Annotated in this window: 12 protein-coding genes; 7 read left to right on the top strand and 5 right to left on the bottom strand. The window is 64.1% G+C overall.

What is annotated here, in order from left to right:
- Positions 1–30 precede the first annotated feature (30 nt).
- A complete protein-coding gene (locus A6A04_RS13405; protein ID WP_068493694.1) occupies positions 31–2499 on the bottom strand; it encodes a hypothetical protein in 2469 nt (822 codons plus the stop codon).
- A gap of 210 nt (positions 2500–2709) precedes the next feature.
- On the opposite strand from A6A04_RS13405, the gene A6A04_RS13400 reads away from it, so the two are divergent.
- Together A6A04_RS13400 and A6A04_RS13395 are read left to right on the top strand one after the other, a co-directional pair.
- Positions 2710–3507: a sugar phosphate isomerase/epimerase family protein gene (locus A6A04_RS13400; RefSeq protein ID WP_068493692.1), complete on the top strand. Its 798-nt coding sequence runs from the start codon at positions 2710–2712 to the stop codon at positions 3505–3507.
- Positions 3504–4286, top strand: coding sequence for an SDR family NAD(P)-dependent oxidoreductase (locus tag A6A04_RS13395; RefSeq protein ID WP_068493690.1), 783 nt, complete (start codon positions 3504–3506; stop codon positions 4284–4286). The genes A6A04_RS13400 and A6A04_RS13395 overlap by 4 nt, the downstream gene beginning before the upstream one ends.
- A 1-nt stretch (position 4287) precedes the next feature.
- Here A6A04_RS13395 and A6A04_RS13390 read toward each other — a convergent pair whose 3' ends face one another.
- On the bottom strand, positions 4288–5250 hold the full coding sequence (locus tag A6A04_RS13390; protein ID WP_068493688.1) for a class I SAM-dependent methyltransferase: 963 nt from the start codon (positions 5248–5250) through the stop codon (positions 4288–4290).
- Positions 5251–5313: 63 nt separating this feature from the next.
- Between A6A04_RS13390 and A6A04_RS13385 the strand changes: the two genes are divergently transcribed.
- The 4 genes from A6A04_RS13385 to A6A04_RS13370 are packed head-to-tail and all read left to right on the top strand — an operon-like array spanning position 5314 to position 10253.
- Positions 5314–6942, top strand: a complete 1629-nt coding sequence (locus A6A04_RS13385; RefSeq protein WP_068493686.1) for a hypothetical protein — start codon at positions 5314–5316, stop codon at positions 6940–6942.
- Positions 6943–6945: 3 nt separating this feature from the next.
- On the top strand, positions 6946–8061 hold the full coding sequence (locus tag A6A04_RS13380) for a Gfo/Idh/MocA family protein (protein WP_068493684.1): 1116 nt from the start codon (positions 6946–6948) through the stop codon (positions 8059–8061).
- A complete protein-coding gene (locus A6A04_RS13375; protein WP_068493682.1) occupies positions 8054–9082 on the top strand; it encodes a Gfo/Idh/MocA family protein in 1029 nt (342 codons plus the stop codon). The genes A6A04_RS13380 and A6A04_RS13375 overlap by 8 nt, the downstream gene beginning before the upstream one ends.
- A 19-nt stretch (positions 9083–9101) precedes the next feature.
- Entirely contained in the window at positions 9102–10253 is a 1152-nt protein-coding gene (locus tag A6A04_RS13370; protein WP_068493679.1) for an SGNH/GDSL hydrolase family protein, read from the top strand.
- Here the strand turns inward: A6A04_RS13370 and A6A04_RS13365 are convergent.
- From A6A04_RS13365 to A6A04_RS22710, 3 genes are read right to left on the bottom strand one after another with little or no spacing between them, the layout of a single operon-like run.
- Positions 10240–10479, bottom strand: a complete 240-nt coding sequence (locus A6A04_RS13365; RefSeq protein ID WP_068493677.1) for an acyl carrier protein — start codon at positions 10477–10479, stop codon at positions 10240–10242. The genes A6A04_RS13370 and A6A04_RS13365 overlap by 14 nt on opposite strands.
- Before the next feature lie 30 nt (positions 10480–10509).
- Complete coding sequence (locus tag A6A04_RS13360; protein ID WP_068493675.1) at positions 10510–11928, bottom strand: MaoC/PaaZ C-terminal domain-containing protein; 1419 nt, start codon at positions 11926–11928, stop codon at positions 10510–10512.
- A gap of 2 nt (positions 11929–11930) precedes the next feature.
- On the bottom strand, positions 11931–12875 hold the full coding sequence (locus tag A6A04_RS22710; RefSeq protein ID WP_082914907.1) for a class I SAM-dependent methyltransferase: 945 nt from the start codon (positions 12873–12875) through the stop codon (positions 11931–11933).
- 93 nt (positions 12876–12968) lie between these two features.
- On the opposite strand from A6A04_RS22710, the gene A6A04_RS13350 reads away from it, so the two are divergent.
- Positions 12969–14849 (top strand): HAD-IIIC family phosphatase, encoded by a 1881-nt coding sequence (locus A6A04_RS13350; protein WP_068493670.1) that lies wholly within the window; start codon positions 12969–12971, stop codon positions 14847–14849.
- Positions 14850–14859: the final 10 nt, after the last annotated feature.

The following is a 14859-nucleotide window of genomic DNA, read 5'->3' as shown; positions in this document are numbered from 1 at the left end:
CTGCCCAGGCCGGGCACTGGCAGAACGTGCTTACGGGGCCGCTATTACGGCTTTGCGGTCAGGCTCGCGTCTCCGTGACCAGAAGAAGAGGCTAAGCCAGATCAATCCGGCAGCCAGCGAAATGAACACTCCGTTCTTGTATCCCACGGCGTCGTAGGTAAACACCACCCGGCCCTGGCCGGCGGGTAGAACCGCCGCCTTGAAAATGCCGTTGACCTTGACCACGGGTACATCGGTCGCATTCAGACTGGCCTTCCAACGCGGATGCCAGGCGTCGGCCACCACCAGCAGAGACGCTGCCGGACTCGAGTAATCGAAACTGTACCCGCCCCAATCGAAATGGTGCAGCGCCAGGCTGGCGGAAGCTTGCTTGGTGACGGTGCCGGGAATCGCGGCGCGGTCGGCGGCCGACACATAGGCGGGGCCGAACGGCTTTCCCAGAATGTCCTCGGCCTTGCCGATCACCTCGACCCCATCTGCCAGATAGGCATAGGGCCACCCCTGACGGTAGCGATAGAGATACAGCGCCTTGGTCTGCATCACGAGATCAAGGGTGTCGTTGGGGGGAAGTGGCCGAGGCGAGTAGACCCACTGCACGGCTGCAATGTCCAGCAAAGCATGGGGCGGCATGGGCGGGTCGTTAGCCAGGGCCCGTGTGCTGGTGATCTTCCGGTCGCTGGATGCGTTGACCAGGTCAATCTGAAAATCGAAGGTATTCTTCTGGGTCAGATTCTTGCGATAGGACAGATCAATAGCCGGAGGGCTGCGATAGCCGACCCGGAAGGCCTCCTGGCTCTGGTGAAATGCCAGCCATTTCTCCGGCGTCGATAGATCGGGCTGTCCAGCAGAGGCGGCGGCCATGCGCTCCCACGGCTTGATGGCGGCTACCACCTCGGGATGTATCCGGGCTGCCTCGTCCCAAACACGAACCGAGTCTTCCAGGGGATAGACGGTCCACGACATCAAAAGATTGGTCGCCAAAATCAGGCCGGCGACACCGAGCAGGGACCGGCGCGCCATGGCCTCCAGCCGTACCGGCAGCAGGAACAGCAGAGCCCATCCGGCTCCTGCCACATAGAACATCACAAAAAGTGGCGTCCAAACCCGCGCCAATAGGTCGATCTGAGCCCCGGTCATGACGAGCAGCTTCGCATGGCGGACAATGGGGAAAATCGTCTGAATCACCGAGGCGACCACGGCCTTGGCCACGTCCGGCGACACCATCACCAAAATGGTGGCGACCGCGAGCCCGCCATAGAATCCCAGCAAGGTCAAAGCTAGTATCCGCCGGACCCAATCACCCGCTCCGGGATTGCGCAGGCTTTCCCCCCGGCGCAGTCGCAGGAGGAAGCTTGCGATCAGCACCAGTTCGAAGACCTGGATGAAGCAGTGGAACTTGGCCAGGGGATAGGCGTTGATCACATGCTGGATCATACCGACCAATAACCCCGGTGCAAAAAAATAGCCCAGGTGCCAGACCCAAAGGCCGACCACGACCCATTTGGCCGCGAACTCCCAGAATCCGTTGGCGCGGCGAAACATCATCACCGCCAGAACCAACGGGAACATCGGAGCGACGTTCTCCCACCCGACGGGATCAAGATTGCTGAGATCATATCCCCACGCCGCCTCGGGCAGCCATCCGACATGAATGAACTTGCTCAGGTAAATGGCGACCCAAAGCAGGTTGTTCTGAGAAAAAAGCGGCCAACTCCGCACGGGATCGCGAGCATAGGAGACATCCAGCTGCTCAATGGCCATGGGATAGAGGGTCCAGGCGAGCAGGCCCAGCATGATCACGCAGGCCCCACCCCAAACCAGAACGAAGCGGCCGAGGCTGCCACCCACTGGGCGCCGAAAATAGAGGGTATGGGCAATCAATAGCGGAATCGTCGCCGCCCCCAGATGCATCAGGGCGGTGAAACTACCGAAGCCGAAGACCAGCGCGGACAGGAATCCCAGAGCCAGCAGGTCGCGAAGGGCCGACCGCTCCAGATAGCGGACCACGAGCCAGGCGGCCAGTGGCGCGCCCGCCGACAGTGTTATCCAATGGCGCTGAAAAAAGAACTCATGCTGAAGCGGCGAGAAGACGATCATCGCAGCCACGGGCACCATCCACCACCCCTGGTCGGGGTCGGGGATGACTCGGCGCAGCAGCCAATGAACAGCCGTCGCCGCGATCAGCATCAGGGCGAAGACCGAGACTGGAAATACCAGCGGCGAACCACCGAAAAGCTTGGTGATCAGGCCAAGCGGCGCCCAAAGGGCACCGGCGCCAGGATCTCCCATGAATGAGGACAGACCCACACCCATGTCTGTCCTCCAGCCAGAGGAGGGCACATTGTGTTCCACGAAGCTGGCCAGGGACTCGCAATCGCCATCGATGAAAAAGGACTGCCCCATGAACAGGCCGAAATATCCGATGACCATTATGGCGGCGAGGGCCGCGACAACAGCCACGAGGGACGGCTTCGGCAGTGTCGATCCGGCATCGGTCATGGCAGGTCTCGTTGTTTCGTTGGAGCGCACCGTCAACGACGGCACCATCCGCCCCGGTCATGCGGGAAAGTCTGGTTTTGGTCGATATACATGGTTCGCCCTAAGGTGTCTAATGTCTTGTCCCTTGCCATCTGGAGCGGTCCGGCGGTCGTGACAGATACCGAAATCCAAGCTAGAACAGCGGAGTCTAAAGGACGGGGAGCCGCTCAAGTGAACCACGCCGTTTCCAACATCGCGCTGCCCCCCCTCGACCATATCGGCCTGCTTCCCCGCCTGGCGGAGCTTGGCGCGACCGGGCTGGAAGTGGCGCCCAGCCGGGTCTGGCGCGACACCTCCAATCCAGATGCCGAATCCTATCGCCGCGCCGTGGAAGCCGCCGGACTGCGGGTGGTGGGCTTGCATTCCCTGTTCTTCGACCGCCCCGAGCTGGGGCTGTTCAAGGGGCCGGACCTGCGTGCCGCCACCTTGGATTTCATGGTGCATCTGTCGGTGCTGTGCCGCGATCTGGGTGGGCGGACCCTGATCTATGGCGGCGGACGCAGGCGGGGCGAGGTTCGGCCCGAGGACGCCGCCGTCGAATGCCGCGCCTTCCTGTCGGAACTGCTGCCTCGCATGGAAGGCCACGGCACCAAACTCTGCTTCGAGCCGCTTGGCCCCAAGGACAGCGACTTCCTCAACACCGCCGCCGAGTGCCTGGCTCTGGTCGAGGAATTCAACCATCCGGCCCTGGGCCTGCAACTGGACGCCAAGGCGCTGGTTGAAAACGCCGAGACCGGCGCCGCCACCTTCGAAGCGGTCAAGGGCCGCCTCGACCATTTCCATGCCAACGATCCCGGGCTGGTGGTGCCCGGCTCCACCGGGGTGGTCGATCACGCCCTGCTGGGCCAAAGGCTGCGCGACATCGGCTATGACGGCTGGGTCTCCAGCGAACAGCGCATGCTGAGCGATGCCGATCCCCTGGCCGATGTGGCCCGCTCCCTGGCCTACCTGAAGGAGTGCTATCCATGACCGCCGCGCCCCGCAGCCCCTTCATCCGTCCCGACTGGATTCCCGCCGTGCCCAAGGGCCTGCGCATCCTGATCACCGGCGCCACCGGCGGATTGGGCCGCGCCCTGGTCGCGATGCTGCGCGAGGGTTCCGATTGCGTCATCGGCGCCCATGGCGCCAGCCAGAGCTTCGAGCCCGCCCCCGGCCTGATCCCGATCCGGCGGCCGTTCGAGAGCGAGGCCGATTGCCGCGCCGTGGTGGATGAATTCGCCCAGGCGGCGGGCGGCATCGACGCCCTGGTGGTGCTGTCGGGCTGCATCCTCTACACCGGCCACTGGAAGGACATCTCCGAGGAGCAGTGGCGCCGCGAGCAGGTCCTCAACCTGGACCAGCCCTTCTTCCTGGCCCGCGCCGCCATGGAGCGCATGACGACCCAGGGCGGCGGCGGCCGCATCCTGCTGACCGGCACCGAATCCGCCATCCATGGTGGTTCGCCCACCTCGTTCCCCTATGCCGTGGCCAAGCGCGGCACCGAATGCATGGTTCAGGGCATGGCCCGCGAGGGCGCCGCCCATTCCGTGCTGGTCAACGGCTTGCGCTTCGGCTTCATCGAATCGGGCTTTCACCAGCGCTGGCACGCCCGCACGCCCCAGCAGATGGACGAGCGCGCCCAACTGGTGCCGCTACGGCGTGGCGGCCATGTGGACGAGGCCGCCGCCCTGATGATCTGGCTGCTGTCGGGCTGGTCATCCTTCATCACCGGCCAGATGATCCCGCTGACCGGCGGCGACTGGCTGTAACCTATTTCCACTCGGTGAAACGGGACTGCGGTAATCCGGCGCAATGCAGGTTGCGGTCGTCCAGGCGGGCGTCGAACACCGCCTTGTCCTTGGCATGGGCCGCCGTCAGCCTTGCGGTGGCCGCCGTCGGGTCGCGGCCCTCGATGGCGCAGGCGGCGAGGTCAAGGGCCTGGGGCGCCAGTTCGGCATAGCGGTGGCGATGGGCCAGCCATTCGTTGACGTAAAGCTCGCGGGCCAAGGGCTCGACCCGGGGCAGCATCACCGGCAGCAGGTTCTCGTGGTCGAGCACCAGCACATTGACGCCGTTGAGCCAGCCCGCCTCGTGTGTCTCCAGCGTCGCCTTGTCCAGATTGGCGGGATGGGCCGGGGAATAGGATTCGAACACCATCTTGAATTCGGGATGCGATACCAGGAAATCGCGGGTGCTCTGGCGCACGTCGAAATAATTGGCGTCGTCGACGATGATCACGGCGCGTTCCGACAAATAGGGCCGGATCAGCAGCAATGCCATCAACTGGCTGCGGTAGTCATGGGCGCCATCCACGAAGAACACCGCCACCTTGCGGCTGCCGATATGGGAGGACAGGTTTTCCAGCGCCGCTTCGTAATCCATGTTGATCAGATGGGCGTTGGTGGCGTTCAGGCGCCGGGTGCGATCCTGGACGATGCCCAGATTCTCGCCCTTGGGGTCGAGAATGGAAAAATTGTCGATGCCGAAACAGGCAAACTCGGGATGCTCGATGGCCACCGACAGCAGAGACAGCCCCTGGAACACGCCGATTTCCAGATAGCACACCGAGCTGGACCCGGCCTTGGCCAGCCCCACCAGCCGTTGCAGCGCCCCCACCGTGGCCCGGCCCGACAGACCGCCCAGCACATCCGCGCCCTTGTCCGAGACAAGCCCGTCGCGGTCGGCCTGGCGCAGCGCCTCGATGACCTGATGGAAATATGCGTGCATGCCCATGGTGCGTCCCTTTTGTCCCTCGCCTTGCGCGGCGGGCGGCACTATGCCACAAGACTTTCACCCATGACCATCCTGCTGCGCACCTCCCGCGACCTGCCCGCCGCCGACCAATGGCGGAGCTGGCTGGCGGTCACCGAGTCCGACACCTCCGGCCTGGAGTCGGCGCGCAAACTGCCGCGCCTGGCCCATCGGCTGGAAGCCGCCTTCGACGCCGCGCGCGAGGACTGGTGGAGTCTGGCCCGCCAACTGGCGAAGTCGCCGGGCGCCCATTTGTCCCATACCGTGGCCTGTGGCGCCTTCGGCTCGGATTTCGGCCTGATGCTGGCCTGGGACCGCATGGCCCGCGAGCTGGCGGCCGAGGCCGAGCCCTATCTGATGGTCTGCGACGATGCCTGGATGTTCCGCCATCTCGCCGCCCTGCCCGGCGTCGAGGCGGGAGCTCCGCCGCCCCTGGCGCTGGTGGAAGGAAAGCGGGCGATCCGGGGCTTCGCCGCCCGGGGCAAGCTGGCGCTGCGCATGATCCTCTCGGTGCTGAAGACCCGAAGCTGGAGGGGGGCCATCGCCTCCGGCGACCCGGTCCTGCTGGTCTATGGCCATCCCGGCAGCCGCGCCGACGGCTTCGACGTCTATTTCGGCACACTGATGGCCGAGATGCCCGGCATCAAGCGGCTGCTGCATTGCGACTGCCCGCCCGAGCGCGTCGCCCAACTGGCCGCCGATGGCCGCACCGCCTCGCTCCACGCCTGGGGCTCGGCCCTGTTCGCCCTGACCCTGCCGCTGCGGGCCTGGCGGCCCAGTTCCGCCGACCTGTCCGGCCGCTTCGGCTGGCTGGTACGGCGGGCGGCGTCGCGCGAGAATGGCGGCGGCGGCCCGGCCATGAATGCCTGGCAGATGCATTGCCAGCGCCGCTTCCTCAAGGCGGCCCGGCCCGGTCGGATATGCTGGCCGTGGGAGAACCATGCCTGGGAGCGTGACCTGTGCCGCGCCGCCCGGAGCCTGGACATTCGCACCATCGGCTATCAGCACACGGTGATCGGGCCGCATCAGATCAACTATTCCCCCCGCGCCAATCTGGATGGGCTGGCCAGCCTGCCCGACATCGTCGCCGCCGACGGCCCCGCCTATGCCACCGAGATGGTGGAATGGGACATCCCGGCAGCACGCATCGTCGATGCCGGGGCTTGGCGGCTGCCCCCCGTCGCGGGCGGGCGTTACGACGCCACCGCCCAGGTCTTCGTGCCGCTGTCGGCCATTCCCGCCATCGCGCGGATGCAGGTGGACGCCGCCCGCGCCATCGCCCGGACGGGCCGGAAGGTGCTGGTCAAGCAGCACCCCATGTATCCGCTGGCCTTTGCCCCGGAAGCCAATCTGGAGCCCACCGAGACCGGCATCACCGGCCATGCCGCGCTGTCGGCGGTGATCGCCGCCACCGGCACGTCAAGCCTGGAGGGTCTGCTGCTGGGCCTGCCCACCTTCCGGCTGCTGCCCGACGACCGGCTGGCCGTCGACATCCTGCCCAAGGGCGTCAAGGCGGTGGCGGTGACGCCGGAGGAACTGCCCGAGGTCCTGGCCACCACGCCCGCGCCCGCGCCCCTGGACCACGCCGCCTTGCTGTCGCCGCCGGACAGGGGAACCTGGAAATCCTTGATGTTTGGTGATATTCCCGCAGCACCCGTTCAAGAGAGGGACTGAGCCGTGACCACGAACACCGTCAAAGTCGCGCTGGTGGGCTGCGGCCGCATCGCCGGGCACCATGCCCGCTCCATCACCGCCACCGATGGCGTCGATCTGGCGGCGGTCTGTGATCTGGATGCCGTCAAGGCCGAGGCCTATTCCAGCGAGTTCGGCGTTCCCGCCTATACCGATTACCGCCGTATGCTGAGCGACCATCCCGACATCCAGGTGGTGGCGGTGATCACGCCGTCGGGCATGCATTTCGAGCACGGCATGGAGATGATGGAGCGCTGGGGCAAGCATATCGTGCTGGAAAAGCCCACCATGATGCGCCCCGAGCAGTTGACCAAGGCCTGGGCCAGTGCCGACCGTCTCGGCCTTTCCATCTTCCCGGTGTTCCAGAACCGCCACAACAAGGCGGTGGCGCGGGTGCGCCAGGCCCTGGCCGATGGCGAGCTGGGCGAGATCAGAATCATGAGCGTGCGGGTGCGCTGGTGCCGCCCGCAGCGCTATTACGATCTGGCGCCGTGGCGCGGCACCTTCAGCCATGACGGCGGGGCGCTGACCAACCAGGGCATCCATCATGTGGACCTGCTGCGCCATCTCGGCGGCGAGGTCGACAAGGTGTCCGCCACCATGCGCACGCTCGGCGCCACTATCGAGGTGGAGGACACCGTGGTCGCCACCCTGTCCTATTCCACCAAGGCGGTGGGCGTTCTGGAAGTGACCACTGCGGCGCGGCCCGACGATTTCGAGGCCTCCATCTCCATCGTCGGCGAGAAGGGTCTGGCCCAGATCGGCGGCATCGCCGTCAACGAGCTGCAGGTCTTCACCCCCGATCCATCCGCCTGCGCCGTCCATTCCGAGGACTTCAAGGGTATCGAGGGCCACGGTGCCGTCTACGGCTATGGCCATGCCCAGATGTACCGCGACATCGCCGCCACGTTCCACCAGGGCAAGCCCTATCCGGTGGACCGGGAGGACTGCATGGCCACCATCCGCCTGCTGCACGCCTTCTACCGCTCGGACGAGGCAGGCGGCGGCTGGGTCGCGGTGAATTCCCCCGAACAGTCCACCCTGCTGGGCCGCCCCGACGAGGCCATTTCCAACCTCTACCGGACGCCCGAGCATGCTTAGGGTCGGCATCGCCGGATACGGCGTGGTCGGCCGCCGCCGCCATCAGGTGATCGACCAGCGCCCGGACATGAAGGTGGTGGCGGTCTGCGACCAGCGCCTGCCCGACGGCGACGTGGTCGAGGGCGGCATTCCCTGCTTCAACCATTATCAAAGGCTGCTGGAGCAGGAGATGGATGTGCTGTTGGTCTGCCTGACCAACGACATCGCCGCCGAGGTCACCATGGCCGGGCTGGAGCGCGGCCTGCACGTTTTCTGCGAGAAGCCGCCGGGGCGCGACGTTTCCGACATCCGCAAGGTCCGCGAGGTCGAGGCCCGCCATCCCGGCCTGAAGCTGAAATACGGCTTCAACCACCGCTATCACGAATCGGTCAAGGAGGCGCTGGCGCTGGTGAAATCGGGCGAGTTCGGCCGGGTGCTGAACATGCGCGGCGTCTATGGCAAGTCCACCATCATCGATTTCCGTTCGCCCGACCACTGGCGCACCAAGCGCGCCGTCGCCGGCGGCGGCATCCTGCTGGACCAGGGCATCCACATGGTGGACCTGATCCGGCTGTTCGGCGGCGAGTTCGAGGACATCTCCGCCATCGTCACCAACGATGTCTGGGGCCACGATGTCGAGGACAACGCCTATGCCCTGATGCGCTCGCGCGACGGCGTGGTGGCCATGCTGCATTCCTCGGCGACGCAATGGCGCCACCGCTTCAACCTGGAAATCACCCTGGCCAAGGGCACCATCATCCTGTCGGGCATCCTGTCGGGCTCCAAATCCTATGGCGCCGAGACCCTGACCGTGTCCTGGGCCCATGCCGACGACGCCGGAGATCCCAAGGAACAGACCACCCGCTACAACCACGACCCCAGCTGGTCCGACGAGATCGCGGAATTCGCCGAGGCGGTGCTGCGCGACCAGCCCATCGTCAACGGCTCGTCGGAAGAGGCGCTGAGGACCATGCAACTGGTCTATCGCATCTATTGCGCCGACCCGGCCTGGAAGGCCCGCTGGGGCCTCAGTGTCCAATAGGGATGGGGAGAAGGGATCAATGCTTGGCAAGCTGTTGCGGATTGTGCTGGTCAACGGTATCGGCCTGATCGCCGGTCTGTTGCTTGTCGAGGTCATATTGCGGGTCGCGACGCCGTTTCCCGTCTTCGAGAAATCCGGCTTTGCCAAATACCACCCCATACTGGGCATGGTCACCGATCCCAGCTTCCCCGAGATCGACCCGGAAGGCTTTCGTAACCCCGATCCGCCCGCCCATCCCGATCTGGTGGCACTCGGTGCCTCCGCCACCTATGGCTACAACGTCACCTCTTACGACTCCTGGCCGCAAGTGCTGGGCCGTCTGACCGGGATGAGTGTCTACAATTACGGCATTGGCGGCTACAACCCGCTCCAGTTCTACTGGCTGATGGATGCGGCCGTGGCCAAGAAGCCAAAGGTCATCTTGGTGGGCCTGCACGTGGCCAAGGACATGAAAGATGTCTGCAAGCTGCTCGTGTCGAACGCTTATTGGATCGACTGGGCCGCCAGGCGCTCGCTCGACACCACCCCTTGCCGCGACCTCAGCGAAGCCCCGGTGGGCGAGGAAGGGCGAGACCTGGGGCCGACGCCATTGCAGCGGATCAAGCTGGCGGTTCGTCGCACCGCCATCGGCAGCGCCATCGGCACCCTGGTGGTCGATCCCTATCAGGATGCCGCGACCCGCCAGCCCGGTCCTGGGACCGTATTCTTCCAGGATGGACGAAACGACACCTTCGTCAGCCGCGACTACAGCATCTTCATCATGAACAATTCCGACACCCAGGCGCCGTGGTCGGATTTCGCCATGAAGTTGACGGAAACCCTGTTCCTGGAGATGGCTGAAAAGGCAAAGGCCCAGGGCATCGGCTTCGCGGTGGTGTTCTTTCCGACCAAGAACAGCGTGGTCAAGCCGTATCTGGAAGAAGCGGGATACAAGCTACCCGTGGAGTTCCTGAAGGGAGTCGCCAACGAGACCCATCTGGAAGCCCATTTCACCGAGTTCTTCGACAAGGCGGGCATTCCTCTGGTGCAGCCTCGCCCCGCCCTCCAGACCTTGATGAAGAACCGATCCCACGTCTATCCATTCCGCAATGACGACCACCCCCTGGCGTCGGGATACGCTGCCATCGCCCAGGCCGTCCAACAGTCTCTGTTTTCGGTCAAAGCCCCTTAAGCTTGCCTTCGATCACCGCCACCAGCTCGCCGACATTCTTCAAGTCGGTGACCTCGGCGGTGGAGAATTTGATGGAAAACTCCACCTCGATGGCCACCATCAGCCGGATATGGCTGAGGCTGTCCCATTCGCGGACCTGCTCGGCGCTCAGAGTCGGAGTCGCCACCACAGTGTCATTGTCAAAAATGTCGCACATCAGCGGCGTCAAGCGAGCGTAAATGTCCATGAAACCTTCTCCGTTGGAATGGGCCTTAGGTCAGTCGAGCGAACCCGCGGCGCACCTTACAAGATCCAGAATGACCGGCGCCGGATCAGCCGCTTCCGGGCCGCTCAGCGACTGGGTCTGATCCGTCCGCAATCGGGGCAAACGGCGGATCACCGCGATGCGACCCGGCAGGCTGGCCGCCAGATGGGCCACCGTAACCTCTCCCGCAGCCTTGGCGCAGGCGTATTCGGCGAAGCCTTTTTCAGGCTGATCAATGAAGATGGTGGAGGGATAGATCAGCCGCGCCCGACCATCAAGCCGTGGCGCCAGCGCCTCGACGGTGCGGACAAGCCCATCGCAATAATAATCGAAATAACGACGCAGCAAGGTGGCATCCATGCCGGTCTCCGCCCCCTTGTCGATATGGGGCGAGGCAAAGTAAAACACATCCGTGAACCGCCCGGCGCCATCATCGTCAAGGGGCGTTGGCTCCAAGACGTTCAGCGGCAGACAGCGCGCGTCATAGCCATGGACGACCAGATCGGAGACGATCCGTTCCGCGTCGTCACGACCAACCAAATAGGTAATCACCACCGAGCCGCCGCCAATGGCCACGAGCTTGGCCGCAACCTCGCCCAGGCCACGCGCCCCCCCCACCACCAGCGCGCGACGCCCCTTGAACTCGCCAGCCTGGACCAGGGATCGAAGCTGGGCGATGTCGGCCTGATCCACTCGAGGCGGACGCAAGAAGCATTCGATGCTGCCCTTGGCGCCGCCACCATCCACCGTCATGGTCAACAAGCGGAATTGCGGCTGCCAATGGGCGACCTGATAGCGCAGAACCATGGGCTGGTGAGTTTCGGCAACGCCAAAAGTCAGCTTCAACCCGGTGTATATCGAATGGAGGCCAGGGCAGTCCATGCCGACCAGACGGGTGGAGGCCAGCAGAATCGCCGCCTGGGCATGGGGAAGGCGGGCGGACAAGGACGGAAACAGCCGACGGTACAAGGGCAGGTCCAAGGTGAGGGGCACCTCACCCGCCAGCCCCTGCAAATCCGCCTCTGATCGCTCGATGCAAACCGGAGGGGTCGCCCCGATTGCTGGAATCTCCAAATCCGTCGCGGTCGTCCCCAAGGCCAGGCGAATCCTGGATGCCTGCTGCCCATCACACAAGACGTCGACGGTAACCGAATTCCCCGTCCGGCTAAGGTCGAAAGTGACTCCCTGCCCCAGTCGTACCGGCCCGCGAAAGCTGACCTTGAGATCGGCCATGCCTTGGAAATCGGGATAAGTCGCCGCCACCCGATCCAATGCCGCCATCAACGAATGAGTGCCATGGACCACTCGGGTGCCGTAGAACAAACGGCGCGCGACCAGGGCATCCATGTGTTGGGGATTGAAATCCTGGGACAGCCGCGCGAATGCCTCATGCACTTCCGGCTCGAAGCAAATCGCCTTGCTTGCCGTCATGATTAGCGCTCGGTTCCCAAACGGGCGACCACGGCGCAGGACACCGTCGCCTTGACCGCCATGGCCCGCTTCAGGCTGTAGCCCATGGACGGGAAGGCTTCGGCCCGCTCGACCACAAGACCGGCCTGTTCCACCAGTTGAACCACCTGTTCCAGCGATTCCAGCAGATAGATATGGTCCGGAGCGGGGCTGTTGATGGGAAAATTCACCAAGATGCGCCCCGCTGGGGCGAGCGCCGCCGCCAGGGTGTTCAAAGCATCCAGGGGGGCTTCCAGGTGCTCAAGCACCTCGCTGATCACCACGATGTCGAACCGGCGCTCAAGGTCAAGGGTCGAAGCCTGAACATCCTGTTCCACCAAGGTCACCGGCCGTTCGACCCCCATTCTCGACAGCGACGCCCTGGTCTGGGCCAGACTTTCCGCGCTGACATCCCAGGCCTCGGCCTCGGCGCAATCGGAATCGGCCGCCACCGATGCCAGGTACAGGCCATGCCCCGGGCCGACCTCGAGATAGCGATAGTCCGGAACAGCCGTCTTTATGAACTCATTGAAGAAAATGAAGGAGCGTGCATGGTTCTGCCAGAACAGCTGGGAAACCAGCAGCCCCTCCATGTATTTGCGCATGAACTCTGCATTCGAGTAGACCGCCGCGTTCACCTCGGCAAAGTTCGAGCACCGATAGCGCCCGTTGCGCACGAAGTATAGCTGCTCCTCATTGAAGACGCCGCAAAGCCAACGATAGCTCTCGATGAAGCGATCCAGGTCGATTCCAGCCAGGCGCAAGATACGAGCGGACAGGATGTCGAGCAGGTCCAATTCGCCTTTGCCATGCCCCCCCAGGCTGGTGGCGACGAATCCCTCGTGCTCCGGCCACATCGCCAGCAGCCGATCAACCAGCCGGGTTACGGATGGGGGTGTCGCCATTTTTTCCGGAACTGCCGCCGTCATGGGATTTTCTAGGATTTTCAGAGGGGTGGGGAACTTGCTGACAAGTGGCGGAATATAGTAGGAAGGACGCCGTCCTCGCAAGGTGTTCCCGCCATGACAACCCAACTCAGTTGGCTTCCGCCTCTCCCTGACAATTTTCGTCAGCTGTGTTCCGCCCTGGGTAACTCGGAAACGGAAAGCGCGGCGGCATCCCTGACCTGGCTGGCCGGTCACGCCCTTGATGGCAGCAGGTTGCAACTGCTGGCAAAGGCCCGCGATCGGCTGGCCGCCCGCGCGGCGGATGGAATCGGCCTCCCCCAATTCCGCCTGGGAGTGCTGTCGAACGCCACGACCGATTTCCTGAAGGCCAGCATTGCCGCTTCGGGCCTGAGGCATGGGTTGGACATTCGGGTCCATCTGGGGGGATTTGGACAGGTCTTGCAAGACGCCCTGGACCCGTCGGCGGCGATCAATACCGCCCAATGCGATGCCATTCTCCTGGCCCTGGACCACCGCGCCCTGCCGTTGATTGGAACACCCGGCCAGGACCACGCCGCCCATGTGGAGGTGGCCATCGATCACTTGTCGCGCATCCGCGACGGCTTGCGTTCCAATGGCGGCGGCGCCGTAATTTTCCAGACGATCCCGCCTCAGCCGGAAACCCTGTTCGGCAGCCTGGACACCCTGGTCGATGGCACCCATCGCGCCATTATCGCCGATTTCAACGCGGCCCTGAAACGCATGGTCCGATCCTCCGTGGGCGATTTGCTGCTGGACGTGGAGGGGCTTGCTTCCGGAATCGGCCTCAAGACCTGGCACGATCCAATTCAATGGCACGTGGCCAAGTTGCCGTTCTCCCAGCACGCCCTGCCTCTTTATGCCGAACACGTCGCACGCTTGCTTGCCGCCATGCGCGGGCGCACCAGGAAGTGTCTGGTACTGGACCTCGACAACACGGTGTGGGGCGGCGTCATCGGCGATGACGGCTTGAACGGCATCGTTCTTGGCAACGGGTCCGCGGTGGGAGAGGCCCATCTCGACGTCCAGCGCCTCGCCCTTGCCCTTCGGGCGCGTGGCATCGTGCTGGCGGTCAGTTCCAAGAACGACCACGACGTCGCCCTACAGCCGTTCCGTGACCATCCGGACATGCTGTTGCGTGAGAACCACATCGCGGTCTTCCAGGCCAATTGGACCGACAAGGCCAGCAATCTGGAAGCGATCGCCCACAAGCTGACTATAGGCATCGACAGTCTGGTTCTGCTCGATGACAACCCCGCCGAACGCGCGCAAGTCCGCCAGGCCCTGCCAATGGTCGGCGTGCCCGAACTGCCCCCGGATCCCGCGCTATACAGCCGCACCCTCCAGGATGCGGGATATTTCGACACGGTTTCCTTCGTCGCCGAGGACGGCCAGAGGGCGGAGCAGTATACGGCCAATGCCAAGCGGGTCGAACTTCAGAAGAGCAATCACGACCTCGACGGCTATTTGCGCTCGCTCGACATGGTCGCGACCTGCGGCTCATTCTCGCCCCTGGTCCGAGCACGGGTCAGCCAGCTGATCAACAAGTCCAACCAGTTCAATCTGACCACCCGGCGCTACACCGAGCTAGATGTCGCGGACATGGAGGATGATCCGGCGATCTACGGCCAACAAATCAGGCTGAGCGACGCCTTTGGCGACAACGGCATCATCTGCGTGATCATCTGCAAAATCACGCCGGAAGCCTGGGACATCGACACGTGGCTGATGAGTTGCCGGGTTCTTGGGCGGGGTGTGGAGCGGTTTATTTTGAACCGGATCGCCAACGCGGCCCGGGCGGCAGGGGCGAAGCGGCTGGACGGCACCTTCATCCCGTCGTCACGCAATGAATTGGTCCGCGACCATTACCCGACACTCGGCTTCACAAAGACGTCCGAACAGGACGACGGAACCACGCGGTGGAGCCTGGACCTCGCAAGCTTCAATCCGCTTCCCGTCCATATCACCGAGGGATGAGCCCCCGGCC

It is taken from the genome of Paramagnetospirillum marisnigri (genome assembly GCF_001650715.1).
Classification (GTDB): domain Bacteria; phylum Pseudomonadota; class Alphaproteobacteria; order Rhodospirillales; family Magnetospirillaceae; genus Phaeospirillum; species Phaeospirillum marisnigri.
This window is presented reverse-complemented; position numbering and strand designations above follow the sequence as displayed.